Here is a 16,013-nt window from a genome sequence, read left to right as displayed (position 1 = left end):
CGGCCCCCTTGCGTCGGGCGGGGCCGGGACGGCTGACGGCTCAGGTGGCGTTGGCGCCGTTCTTGGGGCGTCCGAAGTAGAAGACGGCCGTGTAGTAGGTGTAGGCGGTCGACCGGCAGGCGCCCTTCCAGAAGTAGGCAGGGCAGGTGTTGTTGTACAGGATGTTGTAGAACGCGACATCGACGGAAATGCCCTTGTTGCGGTCCAGGTAGTAGCGGTAGCCCTTGTAGCTGTTGCCGATGGTGCCGTAGCCGTAGTCGTGCGAGTCACAGGCGGCACGGAAGTCCCAGCCTCCGGGCTTGTCCGATGCGCTGGTGCAGTGGTCGCCGTTGACGCCGATCACCCAGGCCTTGGTGGGTGTCTGCTTCCAGTACGGGTTCTTCCAGCCGTAGTGGGCGACCTTCGTGGCGCAGCCGCTGTACTGGTACCACATCCACGACACGGCGGTGGAGCAGTGACGCGGGTACGCCTGCGGGTCGGTGATCTCCGAGCCGCTGAAGTCCGAGGCGGCCGGGGTGATGCCTTCGTCCTGGGAGATGCTGGGCGCGCCGCTCAGCGCGCTGCCCGCGACCGGGACGGTGCCCGTGGTCTCCTGGGCCTGCGGGGCCACGGCGTCACCGGAGAACGTCAGCTCCCAGCGGGCGCCGTTGTCGGAGGTGGCGGTGGCGACGCGGTCGCTGGCGTCGTAGGTGTAGGCGTTGAGCTCGCTGCCCTCCGCCGGGTTGCTGACCTGCCGCAGCAGACCGGAGGTGTCGTAGGAGTAGCGGGCCAGCGTCTGCACGGTCTGGTCGACGGTGAGGGTGATGTCCTTCACCTGGCCGTTCACATCACCGAGGGCGCTGCCCGAAGCGGTGGTGGCGGTGGCGTAGTTGACCTTGAGGGACTGCTCCGGGGTCTCCCCGCGGGCGGGCTCCTTGACGGTGGAGACGCGGCCCACGGAGTCGTAGGAGACCGTGGACTGCTTGAACGCCTTGCTGCCCACCGCGGTGACGCGCCAGTTGTCGCCGCCGCCGCCGACCTGCTTCCACGTGAAGGAGGTCTTCAGGTCGGCCGCGGAGATCGGGTTGCCCGACTGGTCGACCGGGGCCTGGTCACCGGACTCGACGGTGGTCAGGTTGACGTTCAGGGTCTCCACGACGGACGTCTTCAGCGTGCCGAGGAGGTCGTCCCACGTGATGCTCTCGACCACGGTCGAGCCGTCCGACGCCTTGTACGTGTTCACGCTGCCGCCGCCCGGGCCGGCGACCGAGTCGGTCAGGTCGTAGCGGGTGGACTCGTTGGTGTCCAGGTACGTCGTGGTGATCGCACCGTTGCCCGTGGCCAGCTTCCGGTTGAGCTGCCCGCCGAGGAACTCCGCCTCCCAGCTGGGTCCGAAGACGCCGAGGTCGGAGCGGGTGGTGGGGGCGTCCTGGGCCTGCGAGACACCCTGGGTCTGACCGACGACCGTGTGCGAGCGGCCCATGAGGCCGGCGGGCACGTCGTTCTCGGCGATCTGGTAGCTGTTGCTCTCGGACACGTACATGCCCGGGCCGATGTTCTGGATCTCGCCCTGGGCGAGGGGCTGCGTGGGCAGCTCGGTGGCCGAGGCCATCTGCTGCGGGAGCAGCAGGGCCAGGGACACGGCGACCACGACAGGGAGCGCAGTTCTGCGCATGGGTGTTTCCCTCTCGATCAAGTCGACCGGCGGTGATCGACAAGCAGGACCGTAAGGAGGGCTTTTGTTGTCCGCAAAGCATGGCCGCGCCGATCAAAACACCGGGTTTTGTTGATTGTTGGAGCCCGGACACGATGAGTACGCGTACTCATTCACGAGGTGTTCGTCGTGGCGCATGATTCCCGCATGCGATCGACGACTCTCTTGAAGCCCGTACTGGCGGCCGCGCTCGGCTGCCTGGTCCTATCCGGTTGCGGCACCCCGAACGTCACCCCCGAACGGGCCTCCGCGGGCAGCACGGTGGGGGAGGAGCCGCAGGATCCGTCGTCGCCGGGCGACGATCAGGAGGTGCGCTTCCTCGCCCTGATGACCCGTACCGCGCAGGGCTGCGCCCCGGACGCCGCGAAAGGCACCACGGGTGGTGGCGGCGTCCCCAAGCCGGAGGACCTGCCGGGCGCGGAGGCCGTACCCACGCCGCGGTACGGGCCGGGCCGGACCCCGCCGGGCGTCCCGAACGCAGACGGGGACATCCCCGTGCCGCTGGACGACCCCGCGCCTGCGACGAAGCCGGCCGCCGGCTCCGGCTCGCCCGCGACCGCCCCGGAGGTGCCGCTGAACGGTGCCGAGAAGTGCGTGGGCGGTGAGCACGTGAAGCGGGTCGGCGAGGCCTTCAAGGGCACGAAGCCGGCCGGCTACGAGGCGATGCACCAGCAGCTGACGGGACTCGGCTACCCCGCTTCGCGGATCCACCGGATGCCGGACCGCGCGGGCGCCCCCCGGGTCAGGATCGACCTGCGTGCGATGGGCGGCCACGTGGCTCTGGAGGTCACCGCCGGCGACGGCGGGGTCGTCGCCGAGGCGTTCGGCGCTCCCGAGACGGAGGACGTGAAGGTGACCGACGTGACCCGCGGTACGGGCGCGGACGCGCCCGCCTCCTGACCCCGCCTGCTCCTAGGGTCTGTATCGAGTTGCCCCGCGGCGTCGCGACGCCCGGCACGCACCCTCGGCGCACGAGCCACATGCCCTGGTAGCTCCGCTACGAGGACATTCGTCCCGCACGCCGAGGGCACGCACCGAAGCCGCTCCTTGCTCCACGGGGCAACTCGATACAGACCCTGGCCGACGGGGACGGACACCCGGCATGTCCGGGACCGGAGTGTCGGACGGCCACGGGAGCCGAGCCGTCACCACGAAGGTGTCCGCCCGACCGGACCGGCTGCCAGGGTCGCGGTGGCCTCCGGCGCGGTGCCGCTGTCCGCCCGGACGGCCGAAGCGGACCCCGCCCGCTGACGCGCCGCCCTCCGCCCGCGCCGCAGTGACCGGACGCGGTGCACGGACGGGTGGACGGACGGGTGGAGGAGTGAAGCACGGACGGGTGGGCAGGCGCAGACAGGAAGCGCAACCCCGGACGCGTTCCGGAATGCGATTTCTTCTATGGTTCCAGGAGAGCGGGCCCATGCCTCTCCAACTGATACTCCACCTCGATCTGCACGGCCGGAGCGCGGCGGCGCGGGCCCGGCGTGCGACGCGCGCGCACATCGCCGCTGCCGCGGCGAGCGGCCGCGAGCCCCTCCCGCCCCTCGCGATGGACACGGCGCTCCTGCTGATCAGCGAGCTCGTCACCAACGCCGTCCGCCATACGGGCGGGGGCTGCCTGCTGGAGGTCCGTCTCACGTCGGACGGGATCGACATCGAGGTCACGGACACCAGCGACGCGGAGCCGGAACCGAGAAGGCCCGACCGGCGCGGTGAGGGCGGCTGGGGGTGGCACCTGGTCAACCGGCTGGGGACCGACGTGGGGATCCGCCACCACGCGGCGGGAGGCAAGACGATCGGCGTCCGCGTCCCGCGCTGACGTCCGGGACGACCGACGCGGCCGTGCGGGGCCGGTCGGCACGCAGGTCGCGGCCCCGCAGGCGGGCTCCGGGGCCCCGGCGCCCGCCTGCGGGGCAGGCGTCAGGTCACCGCCCGGGCCCGCAGCACGCGGGCCGGCTCCTGGCCTCCGCCCGTCGCGAGCACCCGTACCTCGCCGCCGCTGCTGATCTCCGCCCGGACGATGCCGGTGGCGTCCTCGTAGACGGGGTGCCCTCCCGGCCCCGCCGCGCTGGTGCGGGTCATCCGGACGGCGTCCTCGCCGACCCCGTCCGCGGCCGCGAAGACGACCTCGTAGGCTTCCGCGTCCCCGTCCGGCGACCGGGCGCCCTCAGGCTGCACCGCATTCATGGCCGACCCTCCTGCCGTGACGTCTGCCCTTCGCCGGCGGTGGCCGACTCTCCTCCTGCCACGCTAAGCCCGCTCCGCCGCTCTGTCCTCACCGGCCGCCACCGCCGGGCCGGTGTGGCGCCACTGCTCCCGGCGGGTGAACCACGGGCCGGGGTGCGGGCGGGCCCCCGGCCGGGGGAGACGTTTCAGGTGCGGGGCCGCACCACGAACGCGACCGCGTCCACCGGACCGCTGCGGCGGAAGTGCAGCACGAACGGCATGGCGTCGCCCACCCGCCGGCGGGTCTTGACCTTGATCGTCAGGTCCAGGGTGGCCGGTGTCATGACCAGGAAATCGCCCGCCGGGATGTTCGCGGAGGTGACCGTGCGCGTCACCTCGTCTTCCTCGCCGGCCCGCTCGTGCCGGTTCAGCGTGATCCCGTCCGCGACAGGGGAGGTCACTCCCACCAACTGGTCGTCGGAGTCGCCGGTGTTGGCGATCCGGAAGAAGGCCGTGGTCCCCTCCTTGCCGGCGGCGGGGAGGAGGACCCGGCCCACGCCGACGTCGATCCGTGCCGGGCTGCCCGCGGCCCCCGCCGTGGTCCAGGCCGTCAGCCCCACCAGCATCGTCAGACAGGCGATCACGGGTACCAGCGTGGCGGGCAGCCCTTCGCGCAGGCTGCGACGGCCGGGGCCGTGGCCCTCCGCCACCGCCTTCACCATCCGGTTCCCCGTTCGGCCGGCCGTCCGGATCGCCACGCGCAGGAGGTGCATCAACGGAGTGCCTTTCGTACGGGGGTGCCGAGGCGTCTCGGCGCGGGCTGCCAGGTGCGCAGGCTCAGGCTGTTGGCCACCACGAGGAGCGAGCTGGCGGACATCGCGGCGGCGGCGAGCATCGGGCTCAGCAGCCCCACGGCCGCCAGCGGGACGGTCACCGCGTTGTAGCCGAACGCCCAGACCAGGTTGAGCCTGATCGTCGCCAGGGTGCGGCGGGCCAGGCGGACCGAGTCGGCTACGGCCTCGATGTCACCCCGTACGAGGGTCACGTCGGCGGCCCCGATGGCCACGTCCGTGCCGCTGCCCATCGCGATCCCGAGATCGGCCTCCGCCAGGGCCGCCGCGTCGTTCACGCCGTCCCCGATCACGGCCACCCGGCGGCCGCCGCGGCGCAGCTGCCGGACCAGCGCCGCCTTGCCCTCCGGGGTGCAGTGGGAGTGCACCTGCGTGATACCGAGCCGGCGGGCGACGGCCCGCGCGGTGGCCTCCCGGTCGCCGGTGGCCAGGACCGGCTCCACGCCGAGGCGCCGCAGCCGGTCCACCGCCCGGTGGCTCCCGGCCCGCAGGACGTCACCCAGTGCGATGAGCGCCTCGTCGAAGCCGTCCACGCGGACCAGGACCGGGGTGAGCGCGGCGGCCTCCGCCTCGGCCAGGGCGTGTGCCAGGGAGGCGGGCAGGCCCTCGCCCGGCGTGCGTACCTCCACCCGGCGGCCCTCCACGATCCCCGTGACGCCGCTGCCGGGGACCGCCAGGAAGCCGGCGACCGGCGGCAGCGGGCCCTCGGCCGCGACGCGCTGCGCGTACGCGGCGACCGCGCGGCCCAGTGGGTGCTCGGAGCCCTGCTCGACCGCCCCGGCCAGCCGGAGGGCCGCCTCCCGGCCGATCCCGCCGGCGGCCCCCGTGACCCGGACCACGGACATGTGGCCGGTGGTGAGGGTGCCGGTCTTGTCCAGGACGATCACGTCGGCGTGCCGCAGGGCCTCCAGCGCCTGCGGCCCCCTGACCAGGATGCCGAGGCGGGCACCGCGGCCGGTGGCGGCCATGAGGGCGGTGGGGGTGGCCAGGCCCAGAGCGCACGGGCAGGCCACGACGAGGATCGCGACGGCCGCGGTGACGGCCGCCTCGGGGTCGGCTCCGGCGCCGAGCCAGAAACCGAGCACGGTGACGGCCAGGGAGAGCACGGCGGGGACGAAGACGCCCGCCACCTTGTCGGCCAGGCGCTGGGCCCGCGCCTTGCCCGCCTGGGCCTCGGTGACCAGGTGCGTGATCCGGGCCAGACGGGTGTCGGCGCCGACCGCCGTGGCCTGTACGACGAGCAGTCCGCCCATGTTGACGGCGCCGCCCACCACCGGCCGGCCGGGTCCCACCTCGACGGGATCGCTCTCCCCGGTGATCAGCGACAGGTCCAGGGCCGAGCTGCCCGAGACCACGACGCCGTCGGTCGCGACCCGTTCCCCGGGCCGGACGACGAACCCCTGTCCCGGCACGAGTTCCTCTATGGGCATCCGGCGTTCCCGGCCGCCCTCGCTCACCGTCACGTCCTTGGCGGCCAGACCGGCGAGCGAGCGCAGTGCCGCACCGGTGCCGCGCCGGGCGCGCGCCTCCAGACGGCGGCCGGTGAGCACGAAGAGCGGGACGGCGACCGCCGCCTCCAGGTAGACGTGCGCGGCCTCCGTGCCGGCCGAGGGGAGGAGGCTGAACGGCATCCGCATGCCGGGATCGCCCGCGCCGCCGAGGAACAGCGCGTACAGGGACCATGCGAAGGACGCGAGGACGCCGAGCGATACGAGGGTGTCCATGGTGGCCGCCGAGTGCCGCAGCCCGCGGGCCGCTCTCAGGTGGAACGGCAGGGCGCTCCAGACCGCCACGGGGGCGGCCAGTACCAGGCAGAGCCACTGCCAGTTGCGGAACTGCAGGGCGGGGACCATCGACAGGAGGAGCACCGGCAGGCTGAGCAGGGCGGTGATCAGCAGCCGTTCGCGGTCCTTGCGGGCTTCCTCCCGCGTCGGACCGGCGGGGTCGTCGGGGTCGTCGGGGTCGTGCGGACCGGGCGTGCCGCCGGTCCGGCCGGTCGCGGTGTCCGGACCGGTCGCGGTCGCCGGTGCCGCCCGTGGCACGGGCGGCCGTACCAACTCAGCCTGGTATCCGGCCCGTTCGACGGCGGCCAGGAGGTCTTCGGGCGGGACCTCGGCCGGGTGGTGGACGCGCGCCCGGCCCGTGGCCAGGTTGACCGCGGCCGTCACCCCGTCGATGCGGGCCAGCCGCTTCTCCACCCGGTGCACGCACGCCGCGCAGGTCATGCCCCGGACGACCAGGTCGGTGGTCGCCCCGGCGACCGTGCTCCCCTCCGCCGTCATCGGTCACCGCCGGTGTGGCCGTCCATGCTCCCGCTGCCGCCGGGACCGGACTGCCCCGAGGAACCGGCATCGCCCACGGTGCTCCGCATGCCGGGCGCCACCGGCCCGGCCGCGGAGCCGACCCCGTACGCGAGGGCGAACATCGCCAGGAGCAGCACCACGAAGCCGGTCAGCGCCGGGGGAGGGCCCCACCGCCCCGTGGCCGCGGGTGCCTGGACTGCGGACTGCTGTTCATCGGCCATCGACATTCCCTGATCCGAGGATTCGCTCACGGAGCCACCGCCCCGCCAGTTCCTCTCAGGTGGTCGGATGCCGTCCCGGCCTGGTTCCCGCGGATTCCGCGGATTCCGCGGACGACCGGGGCCGAGGAGGGTCCTCCGGTCCGCCGCGGCCGCGTCAGGGGCGTGCGGTCAGGTAACCGCCCATGGTGGTGAAGTACTCGGCCGCGGGCAGCTCGCGGCCGTCCTCGGTCCGCACCCGGGTGATGGCGAGCCCGTGGTTGCGGCCGGTGCGGGCGTCGGCGCCGGCGACGATGACCACGCCGTCGCCCTCGCGGTAGAAGACCCGGCCGGGCGTGCCGCCGTACCGGCCCTGTGACACGGACGCGGCCAGGACCTCGATCCGGCGGCCCCGGTGGAAGGTGAAGGCGCTCGGGTACGGCTCGGACTGGGCGCGGACGAGGCGGTCCAGCTCCTCGGCGGACCAGGTCCAGTCGATGCGGCTGTCCTCGACGGAGCGCTTGTGGAAGAAGCTCGCCTGCGAGCGGTCCTGGCGGACGAACTCCCGCTGCCCGGAGGCTATGAGGTCGAGCGCGCCCACGGTGACCGGCGCGATGAGGTCGACGGTGCGGTGGAAGAGGTCGGTGGCGGTGTCCCCGGGTCCCACCGGTACGGCCTCCTGCCGCACGATGTCGCCGGCGTCGAGCTCGTCGTTCATCATGTGCGCGGTGACGCCCACTTCGCTCTCGCCGTTGATCAGCGCCCAGATCAGGGGTGAGAAGCCGGCGTACTTCGGCAGCAGCGAGTCGTGCACGTTCAGCGTGCCGTGGCGCGGGAGGTCGAAGACGCGCGGGGGGAGCCAGGTCCGCCAGTTGTTGGCGACGATGATGTCCGGGTCCGCCTCCTTCAGGCGTGCGAACAGCTCGTCGTCGTCGGGGCGGTTGCGGAGCAGCACCGGGACGCCGTGCTCTTCGGCGAGGTCGGCGACGGAGTCGCTCCAGATCTTCTCGTAGACGTGCTCGCTCTTGGGGTGGGTCACGACCAGCACCACGTCGTGCTCGGAGTCCAGGAGGGCTTGCAGGGTGCGGTGCCCCCAGGTCTGGTAACCGAACACGACGACCCGCATGGGGTTCCTCCTCAGCGCAGGGGGTTGGTCACGTCGAGTAAAGCAAGGCTTGCCTAAGCGTGCAATGGGCCTGATTTGCAAGGGAGTTGAGGATCACCCTTGCGGGTGACGGCCCGTTCTGCCTATCGACAGTGCCGCCGTAATGAGCTTAGCCTTGCCTAAGTCTTGGGGTTGCGGCTCCGTCGGTGTGCTCGCATTCCGCGCCCGGCGGATGCTCGACCGACGGCCGCCCGCCCCCACGGCGCGCGGCCGCCCTCGCACGATGGGAGTGACATGGCACAGGTTCGTCCTGGCGAAGTCCCGTTGGTCCACGACCTCATTGGAATCGGCTTCGGGCCGTCCAACGTGGCCATGGCCATCGCGGTCAGCGAGCACAACCTACGCGTCAGCGGACAGGAAACGATCAACGCCCACTTCTTCGAGCAGCAGCCCCGCTTCGGCTGGCACCGCGGGATGCTCATCGACGACGCGACCATGCAGGTGAGCTTCCTCAAGGACCTGGTGACGCTCCGGAACCCGGCGAGCGAGTTCAGCTTCCTGTGCTACCTCAAGAGCAAGGGACGGCTGATCGACTTCATCAACCACAAGAACCTCTTCCCGCTGCGCGTCGAGTTCCACGACTACTTCGAGTGGGCCGCCGACAAGGTCGACGGCATGGTGTCCTACGGCCACGAGGTCGTCGGCATCACGCCCGCCGTCCGAGACGGAGCGGTGGAGCACCTGGACGTCACGGTCCGGTCCGGCGAGGGGCTCGCGCTCCACCGGGCCCGCAACGTCGTCATAGGCACGGGACTGCGCCCCTTCATGCCGGACGGGGTGGAGCGCACCGGGCGCGTCTGGCACAACTGCGACCTCCTGACGAAGGTCGACGGCCTGGACGGCACGGCCCCCTCCCGGTTCATCGTCGTCGGCGCCGGGCAGAGCGCCGCCGAGAACGTCGCCTACCTGCACCGCCGCTTCCCGCGGGCCGAGGTCTGCGCCGTCTTCTCCCGCTACGGCTACAGCCCCGCCGACGACAGCGGCTTCGCCAACCGGATCTTCGACCCGGAGGCCGTGGGCGAGTTCTTCGCCGCGCCCGAGGACGTCAAGCGCCGGCTCATGGACTACCACGGCAACACCAACTACTCCGTCGTCGACATCGACCTGATCGACGACCTGTACCGGCAGATGTACCAGGAGAAGGTCCTCGGCACCGAGCGCCTGCGCTTTCTCAACGTGTCCCGGCTGACGGACGTCAGGGAGACCCCGGCGGGCGTCCACGCCACCGTGCGGTCCCTGGTCACCGGTGAGGAGACCTCCCTGGAGGCGGACGTCGTGGTCTTCGCGACCGGCTACCGCCCCGCCGACCCGCTCGGCCTCCTCGGTGAGGTCGCCGGACGGTGCCTGCGCGACGACGCGGGCCGCGTCCGGGTCGAGCGCGACTACCGCATCGCGACCGATCCCGCGCTGCGCTGCGGTATCTACGTACAGGGCGGTACGGAGCACACGCACGGCATCACCTCGTCCCTGCTGTCCAACACCGCGGTCAGGGTCGGCGAGATCCTGGACTCCCTCCTCGGCAGGGGCCCCAAGTCCGGCTCCGACGAGGCCCGCACGCTCGCCGGCGGCACCGGTGGCACGCTCGGCCGCTGACCGGCGGTCCGAGGCCGCTGACCCCCGTCCACCGGTGGATCGAAGGGATGGCCTACGGCGACATGGGCGCGATTGCAGTGGAACGTCCCCTGCCCACGGGCACGACACGGGCGCGAAGGCGGCGGGTCGTCGGTTCGCTCACCCTGGTACTGATCCTCCTGACCGCGATGGTGGTGTCGTTGGGCGTCGGTGCGCGCGGGCTGACCCCGTCCGAGGTCTGGTACGGCCTGTCGGCCGGCCCCGGCCCCGACCACCGGCTCACCGAGATCCGGCTCATCGTGCAGACCGTACGGATCCCCCGCACGGCGCTCGCCACCGTGGCCGGGGTGGCCCTGGGGGTCGGCGGGGCGCTGATCCAGGGGTACACGCGCAATCCGATCGCCGACACGGGCCTGCTGGGCGTGAACGCGGGCGCCTCCTTCGCCGTGGTCTGCGTGATCGCCGTCCTCGGCTTCGCGAACCCGTTCCAGTACGTCTGGTTCGCGTTCGCCGGGGCGGCGGTCGCGGGCGTCGTCGTGTTCGGGCTGGCGAGCATCGGCCGGGGAGCCGGCAACCCACTGACGCTCGCACTGGCCGGGCAGGGGGTCACCGTGTTCCTCGCCGCCATGACCACGGCGGTCGCGCTGTCCGACAAGGCGTCGCTGAACGCCCTGCGCTTCTGGAACGCCGGCTCGGTGGCCGGCGTCGGATTCGGCGTCATCTGGCCGGTGACCGCGTTCATCGCGGTCGGCCTGCTGCTGGCGCTGACCACGCTGCCCGCCGTCAACCTGCTCAACCTGGGCGACGACGTGGCCCGGGGCCTGGGCGTGAACATCGCGCTGAACCGGACCGTCGGCATCATCGCCGTCACCCTGCTGGCCGGGGCCGCGACAGCGGCCTGCGGCTCCATCGCGTTCCTCGGGCTCATGGTGGCGCACGTGGCCCGCTACCTGACCGGGCCGGACTACCGCTGGCTGGTGCCGTACGCGGGACTCCTCGGCGCCATCGTCCTGCTGGTCTGCGACATCGCCGGACGCCTGCTGGTACGGCCGGGCGAGCTGGACGCGGGTGTCGTCGTGGCCCTCCTCGGCGCCCCCTTCTTCGCGGTCCTGGTGTGGCGCGGAAAGTTCAAGAGCGCATGAACGGAACCGGCATGGGCGCGACCCGGGTGAAGCCGTCGGTGCTCCCGGGCGTGCGGCTCGGCAGGGTCTCCTTCGTCTGGAGGCCGTGGCTCGTCTGCTCCACGCTGCTGCTCGCGGCGGCGACGTTCCTCGTCTTCTGCCTCTCCATCGGTGTGGGGGACTTCCCCATCGGCCTGCCCCAGGTGATCGCCACCATCCTGGGCCGGGGCGAACAGGTCGACGAGTTCGTGGTCATGGACCTGCGGATGCCGCGCGCGCTGGCCGGATGCGTCGTGGGCATCGCCCTGGGCATGTCCGGGGCGATCACCCAGTCCATCGCGCGCAACCCGCTGGCCAGCCCGGACATCCTCGGGATCACCTGGGGGGCCGGCGCGGTCGCCGTGTTCCTGGTGACGGTGTCGGGCGGCACCGCGACGGCGGTCGTCAACTCCGTGGGTCTGTCCGGGGCCGCCCTTGCGGGTGGTCTCGGCACGGGGCTCCTCGTGTACCTCCTGGCGTGGCGGCGCGGGATCGACGGCTTCCGGCTCATCCTCATCGGCCTGTCGGTGAGTGCGGTGATGGAGGCGATCACGACCTGGCTGCTGGTGACGGCCGACATCAGGGACGTGGCCCGGGCGCAGGCCTGGCTGATCGGCTCGCTGGACAACCGCTCGTGGGACGACGTACGGGTGGCGCTCTGGTGCACGCTCGCCCTGACGGCCGTCGTGGCGTGCGTCGCGTTCCAGTTCAAGCCGTTGCACCTCGGCGACGACGTGGCCGCCGGCCTGGGCGTCCGCTACACGGTGGTGCGCGCCGCCCTGCTGCTGTGTGCGGTGCTGCTGGCCGGGGTCGCGGTGAGCGCGGCCGGACCGGTCTCCTTCGTCGCGTTGGTCGCACCGCAGGTCGCGATGCGCCTGACGAGGTGCCCGACTCCGCCGATGGCGGCCTCGGGCATCACCGGGGCCCTGCTGCTGATCGGCGCGGACCTGGTCGCGCGGACGGCGCTGCCGATGCCCCTGCCCGTCGGCGTGGTCACCGCCGCGATCGGCGGCCCCTTCCTCGTCTACCTGCTGGTGCGGGCCAATCTTCGTTGATCGGAACATGTTCGGGCAGGCTTGGCACAAGGGGGAACCGTGGCCGTTGAGCACGTCACCGGGATCGCGACCGGGGGCGGTGAGACCGCACGGCTCGCCGCCAGAGGGGTCACCGTCGGATACGGGGGGCGGGTCGTCATCGACGATCTGGACGTGGCCGTCCCGCCCCGGGTGATCACGACGATCATCGGTTCCAACGGCTGCGGGAAGTCGACCCTGCTGCGGACCCTGTCGCGGCTGCTCAAGCCGACCCGGGGCAGCGTCGTCCTGGACGGCGACGACATCGCCCGGCTCAGGACGAGGGACGTGGCCAGGAAGCTCGGCCTGCTGCCGCAGGCCCCGGTGGCCCCGGAGGGGCTCACCGTGGCCGACCTGGTCGCCCGGGGGCGGCACCCGCACCAGAGCTGGCTGCGGCAGTGGTCGTCCGACGACGCCGCCGTCGTGGAGCGCGCGCTGGCCATGACGGGTGTCTCGGACCTGGCCGACCGTCCGGTCGACGCGCTGTCCGGCGGCCAGCGCCAGCGCGTGTGGATCTCGATGACGCTGGCTCAGGGCACCGACCTGCTGCTGCTCGACGAGCCGACCACGTACCTGGACCTGGCGCACGCCATCGACGTGCTCGATCTGGTGGACGACCTGCACGAGTCGGGGTGCACGGTGGTCCTGGTGCTGCACGACCTGAATCTGGCCACGCGCTACAGCGACCACCTCATCGTGATGAAGGCGGGATCGATCCTGGCGCAGGGGCACCCGCGCGACGTCATCACCGCCGAGTTGCTGCACGAGGCGTTCGGACTGCGTGCCAAGGTGATCGACGACCCCGTGGGGGACAGGCCCCTCGTCGTGCCGATCGGCCGCGCCCACGTACGGCCGGACGAGACGGACAAAGATACGGTTCAAGTAAGGCTAGGCTAGCCTCACTTGAGCGCGCTACTGTGTGCCTGCCCTCGGCCGGGGGCGCAATGGACAGCACGAAAGCAAGGGATTGCCGATGCTTCTCCATCGAACGTCAGATACGCACCCCTGGGCGCGGCCGGCGGCGGCGGTGGCCGCCGCGGCGCTCGGCATCGGGCTCCTGGCCGGATGCGGTTCCGACCCGGCGGACCCGGCCGACAAGAAGAGCGCTGACGCCCCGGCCGCCGCGGCCGGCACCTTCCCGGTCACCGTGGAGCACGCCTTCGGATCCACGAAGGTCGCCAAGGCCCCCCAGCGGGTCGTCTCGGTCGGCTACACCGACGACCAGGCCGTCCTCGCGCTCGGCATCAAACCGGTGGGCATGGTCGACCAGTACCCGAACCCGCCGGGCACGAGTCCCGACATCAACACCCAGTGGCCCTGGACGAAGGACAAGTGGGGCGACACCCGCCCCGAGGTCGTCATGACCAACGGCGACGCCGGCCCGAACTACGAGAAGATCGCCGCCCTGAGGCCGGACCTGATCGTCGCGGTCTACTCCGAGATCGACCAGGCCGCCTACGACAAACTCTCCAAGATCGCACCGACGGTGGGCCGGACCAAGGCCGAGAAGGAGCCGTTCAGCGCCCCCTGGCAGGACAACGCCGTCCACATCGCCAGGGCCCTCGGCCAGGAGGCCAGGGGCACCGAACTGGTCAAGGGCATCCAGGACAAGCTCGACGCGGCCAAGAAGGCGCACCCCGACTTCGCGAACCAGACCGCGGTCGCACTGTCCTGGTACAAGGACTCGGTGGCCCCCTTCACCACCACCGACGTACGCGGCCGGCTGGTGACGGGCATCGGCTACCGGGGACAGACCGAGATCGACAAGATCGCCGACGGCAAGTTCTACACCACGCTCTCCCCCGAGCGCATGGACCTCGTCGACGTCGACCGCATCTTCGTCATCGCCGACAAGGCCGACCAGGAAGCGCTGAAGAAGTCCGAGCTGTTCACCAACCTGAACGCGGTCAGGAACGGGAAGGTCTCCTACCTCCTGGACAGCGAGGGCCCGGCCGCCGGCGCGGCGATGTCCCAGGGCACCCTGCTCTCCCTGCCGTACGCGATCGACGAACTCGTCACGTCGGCCGGCTGAGTGTGAGCGCCACGGACACGCTCGTCGCGCCGGCCACCCTGCGCACGACGACCGGACGCGAGGCCGCCCGCTGGGTGGCCGCGCACTGCCGCGAGGTGCCCTGGCTGACGGCCGCCACCGTCCTCACGACGGTGGCCGGCGCGGCCCTCCAGGTGCTCCCGCTGCTCCTGCTCGGCCGCGTCGTCGACGGGGTGGTCGCGGGCGGACCGCGCTCGATCCTCCTCACCACGGGCGTGTTGATGGTGGCCGCCGCGCTCCTCGGCGCGGCGGCCACCGCCCTGTCCACCTACCTGGTCGGGCGGCTCGGCGCGGACCTCCTCGCCAGACTGCGGGAAGGCGCCGTCCGGGCGGTGCTGGGGATGCCGAGCGCCCGGATCGAACAGGTCGGCCGGGGAGACGTACTCTCCCGCGTCGGCGACGACGTCGCCGTGCTGTCCAGGGGCATCCGCACGGCCGTCCCCACCGTCTTCTCCGCGGGCGTGCTGGTCGTCGTCGCCACCCTCGGCATGTTCGGCCTCGACTGGCGGCTCGGCCTGGCGGGCGCCGGCGCGCTGCCCGCCTACGCCCTCGCGCTGCGCTGGTACCTGCCCCGCTCCGCCCCGCTCTACAAGCAGCAGCGGGCCGTCCAGGCCGACCGCGCACAGGCGCTGATCAGCGGACTGAACGGGATCGACACCGTCCGCGCCTACCGCCTGGAAGGGGCCGTACGCGAGAAGGTCACCACGGAGTCGTGGCGCGTCCGCGAACTGGGCATCGAGGTGTTCCGGCTCTTCGGCCGGTTCGTCGGCCGGGAGAACCGCGCCGAGTTCATCGGACTGGTCCTCATCATCGTGGCCGGGTACGCCCTGCTGGAGGCCGACGCCGCCACCCTGGGCGAGGCCTCGGCGGCCCCGCTGCTCTTCCACCGGCTGTTCACCCCGCTCGGCTCCATCATGTTCACCTTCGACGAGGCGCAGAAGTCGGGCGCGAGCCTCACCCGGCTGGTCGGCGTCCTCGGCGAGGACGCCCAGGACCGGCTGGTCGGCGCCACCGCCGTCGAGCCGGCGGCCGACGCGCCCCACCCGGTGACCGTGAAGGGCCTGACGTTCACCTATCCCGGCACCGAGCAGCCGGTCCTCCAGGACGTCGACCTGGCCGTCCCGGCGGGCGGCTCGCTCGCCCTGGTCGGGGCGACGGGCGCCGGCAAGTCGACCCTGGCCGCGCTGATCGCCGGCATCGGGACCCCGCAGGCCGGATCGGTGCGCATCGGCGGGACCGACCTCGCCGGGCTGGACGAGGCCGGCGCGCGGGCCCTGGTGAGCATCCTGACGCAGGAGACACACGTGTTCTCCGGCCCGCTCGCCGACGACCTGAGGCTGGCCGCACCGCAGGCCACCGACGCCGAACTGAGCGACGCCCTGAGCACCGTCGGCGCCGACGGCTGGGTGGACGCGCTGCCCGACGGTCTGAAGACCCCGGTCGGGGAGGGCGGCGAACGCCTGGACGTCACCAAGGTGGCCCAGATCGCCCTCGCCCGGCTGCTCCTGGCCCGCTCACCCGTGGTGGTACTCGACGAGTCCACGGCCGAGGCGGGCAGCGAGGGCGCGGCCGAGCTGGAGCGGGCCGTGCTCGCCGCGTGCGCCGGCCGCACCACACTGTTCGTCGCGCACCGGCTGACGCAGGCCATGGCAGCGGACCGGATCGCCGTGCTCGACGCGGGCCGCGTCGTGGAGCACGGAACACACGAGGAACTGGTGGCCCTGGGCGGCCGCTACGCACAGCTGTGGCGCGCCTGGCGCGAGGGAAGTTAGGACACGGCCTGGGT

Annotated in this window: 14 protein-coding genes; 8 read left to right on the top strand and 6 right to left on the bottom strand. The window is 72.3% G+C overall.

The annotated features are described in order from the left end of the window. Positions 1-40: 40 nt before the first annotated feature. Positions 41-1,654 (bottom strand): phospholipase A2, encoded by a 1,614-nt coding sequence (locus ACFWFZ_RS20735; protein WP_387124252.1) that lies wholly within the window; start codon positions 1,652-1,654, stop codon positions 41-43. A 186-nt stretch (positions 1,655-1,840) separates the two neighbouring features. Here ACFWFZ_RS20735 and ACFWFZ_RS20730 point away from each other — a divergent pair, with 186 nt between their 5' ends. Together ACFWFZ_RS20730 and ACFWFZ_RS20725 are read left to right on the top strand one after the other, a co-directional pair. Further along, a complete protein-coding gene (locus ACFWFZ_RS20730) occupies positions 1,841-2,593 on the top strand; it encodes a hypothetical protein (protein WP_387124251.1) in 753 nt (250 codons plus the stop codon). Between the two features lie 517 nt (positions 2,594-3,110). Next, positions 3,111-3,509 (top strand): ATP-binding protein, encoded by a 399-nt coding sequence (locus ACFWFZ_RS20725; protein WP_387124250.1) that lies wholly within the window; start codon positions 3,111-3,113, stop codon positions 3,507-3,509. Positions 3,510-3,610: 101 nt separating this feature from the next. Here the strand turns inward: ACFWFZ_RS20725 and ACFWFZ_RS20720 are convergent, their stop codons facing one another. From ACFWFZ_RS20720 to ACFWFZ_RS20700, 5 genes are all read right to left on the bottom strand, one after another. Continuing rightward, the gene (locus ACFWFZ_RS20720; protein WP_387124249.1) at positions 3,611-3,877 is read right to left on the bottom strand and encodes a DUF6296 family protein; all 267 of its coding nucleotides are present in this window, start codon (positions 3,875-3,877) and stop codon (positions 3,611-3,613) included. A gap of 185 nt (positions 3,878-4,062) precedes the next feature. Beyond that, positions 4,063-4,578 (bottom strand): copper chaperone PCu(A)C, encoded by a 516-nt coding sequence (locus ACFWFZ_RS20715; RefSeq protein WP_387124248.1) that lies wholly within the window; start codon positions 4,576-4,578, stop codon positions 4,063-4,065. Between the two features lie 50 nt (positions 4,579-4,628). After that, the gene (locus tag ACFWFZ_RS20710) at positions 4,629-6,989 is read right to left on the bottom strand and encodes a heavy metal translocating P-type ATPase (RefSeq protein ID WP_387124247.1); all 2,361 of its coding nucleotides are present in this window, start codon (positions 6,987-6,989) and stop codon (positions 4,629-4,631) included. Next, on the bottom strand, positions 6,986-7,231 hold the full coding sequence (locus ACFWFZ_RS20705; RefSeq protein WP_387124246.1) for a hypothetical protein: 246 nt from the start codon (positions 7,229-7,231) through the stop codon (positions 6,986-6,988). The genes ACFWFZ_RS20710 and ACFWFZ_RS20705 overlap by 4 nt, the downstream gene beginning before the upstream one ends. A gap of 154 nt (positions 7,232-7,385) precedes the next feature. Continuing rightward, positions 7,386-8,333, bottom strand: a complete 948-nt coding sequence (locus ACFWFZ_RS20700) for a methionyl-tRNA formyltransferase (protein WP_387124245.1) — start codon at positions 8,331-8,333, stop codon at positions 7,386-7,388. 273 nt (positions 8,334-8,606) lie between these two features. On the opposite strand from ACFWFZ_RS20700, the gene ACFWFZ_RS20695 reads away from it, so the two are divergent. The 6 genes from ACFWFZ_RS20695 (at position 8,607) to ACFWFZ_RS20670 (ending at position 15,999) form a co-directional block, all read left to right on the top strand. Continuing rightward, positions 8,607-9,965, top strand: coding sequence for a lysine N(6)-hydroxylase/L-ornithine N(5)-oxygenase family protein (locus ACFWFZ_RS20695; RefSeq protein WP_387124244.1), 1,359 nt, complete (start codon positions 8,607-8,609; stop codon positions 9,963-9,965). A gap of 62 nt (positions 9,966-10,027) precedes the next feature. After that, the gene (locus ACFWFZ_RS20690; protein WP_387124243.1) at positions 10,028-11,086 is read left to right on the top strand and encodes a FecCD family ABC transporter permease; all 1,059 of its coding nucleotides are present in this window, start codon (positions 10,028-10,030) and stop codon (positions 11,084-11,086) included. Between the two features lie 11 nt (positions 11,087-11,097). Beyond that, positions 11,098-12,159 (top strand): FecCD family ABC transporter permease, encoded by a 1,062-nt coding sequence (locus tag ACFWFZ_RS20685; protein WP_387124282.1) that lies wholly within the window; start codon positions 11,098-11,100, stop codon positions 12,157-12,159. Between the two features lie 39 nt (positions 12,160-12,198). Next, complete coding sequence (locus tag ACFWFZ_RS20680; protein WP_387124242.1) at positions 12,199-13,074, top strand: ABC transporter ATP-binding protein; 876 nt, start codon at positions 12,199-12,201, stop codon at positions 13,072-13,074. A gap of 76 nt (positions 13,075-13,150) precedes the next feature. Further along, positions 13,151-14,209: an iron-siderophore ABC transporter substrate-binding protein gene (locus tag ACFWFZ_RS20675; protein WP_387124241.1), complete on the top strand. Its 1,059-nt coding sequence runs from the start codon at positions 13,151-13,153 to the stop codon at positions 14,207-14,209. Positions 14,210-14,211: 2 nt separating this feature from the next. After that, positions 14,212-15,999: an ABC transporter ATP-binding protein gene (locus tag ACFWFZ_RS20670; protein ID WP_387124240.1), complete on the top strand. Its 1,788-nt coding sequence runs from the start codon at positions 14,212-14,214 to the stop codon at positions 15,997-15,999. Positions 16,000-16,013 lie beyond the last annotated feature (14 nt).

Source organism: Streptomyces sp. NPDC060232 (genome assembly GCF_042726555.1).
Classification (GTDB): domain Bacteria; phylum Actinomycetota; class Actinomycetes; order Streptomycetales; family Streptomycetaceae; genus Streptomyces.
The sequence above is the reverse complement of the archived record's forward strand: the minus strand, read 5'-3'. Positions and strand labels throughout refer to the sequence as shown.

Excerpts from the sequence above, each read along its gene's own strand:
- ACFWFZ_RS20705 (WP_387124246.1), bottom strand. The coding sequence starts at position 7,231 with ATGGCCGATGAACAGCAGTCCGCAGTCCAGGCACCCGCGGCCACGGGG.
- ACFWFZ_RS20725 (WP_387124250.1), top strand. The coding sequence starts at position 3,111 with ATGCCTCTCCAACTGATACTCCACCTCGATCTGCACGGCCGGAGCGCG.
- ACFWFZ_RS20695 (WP_387124244.1), top strand. The coding sequence starts at position 8,607 with ATGGCACAGGTTCGTCCTGGCGAAGTCCCGTTGGTCCACGACCTCATT.
- ACFWFZ_RS20675 (WP_387124241.1), top strand. The coding sequence starts at position 13,151 with ATGCTTCTCCATCGAACGTCAGATACGCACCCCTGGGCGCGGCCGGCG.
- ACFWFZ_RS20690 (WP_387124243.1), top strand. The coding sequence starts at position 10,028 with ATGGGCGCGATTGCAGTGGAACGTCCCCTGCCCACGGGCACGACACGG.
- ACFWFZ_RS20715 (WP_387124248.1), bottom strand. The coding sequence starts at position 4,578 with ATGGTGAAGGCGGTGGCGGAGGGCCACGGCCCCGGCCGTCGCAGCCTG.
- ACFWFZ_RS20700 (WP_387124245.1), bottom strand. The coding sequence starts at position 8,333 with ATGCGGGTCGTCGTGTTCGGTTACCAGACCTGGGGGCACCGCACCCTG.
- ACFWFZ_RS20730 (WP_387124251.1), top strand. The coding sequence starts at position 1,841 with ATGCGATCGACGACTCTCTTGAAGCCCGTACTGGCGGCCGCGCTCGGC.
- ACFWFZ_RS20720 (WP_387124249.1), bottom strand. The coding sequence starts at position 3,877 with ATGAATGCGGTGCAGCCTGAGGGCGCCCGGTCGCCGGACGGGGACGCG.
- ACFWFZ_RS20735 (WP_387124252.1), bottom strand. The coding sequence starts at position 1,654 with ATGCGCAGAACTGCGCTCCCTGTCGTGGTCGCCGTGTCCCTGGCCCTG.
- ACFWFZ_RS20685 (WP_387124282.1), top strand. The coding sequence starts at position 11,098 with ATGGGCGCGACCCGGGTGAAGCCGTCGGTGCTCCCGGGCGTGCGGCTC.
- ACFWFZ_RS20710 (WP_387124247.1), bottom strand. The coding sequence starts at position 6,989 with ATGACGGCGGAGGGGAGCACGGTCGCCGGGGCGACCACCGACCTGGTC.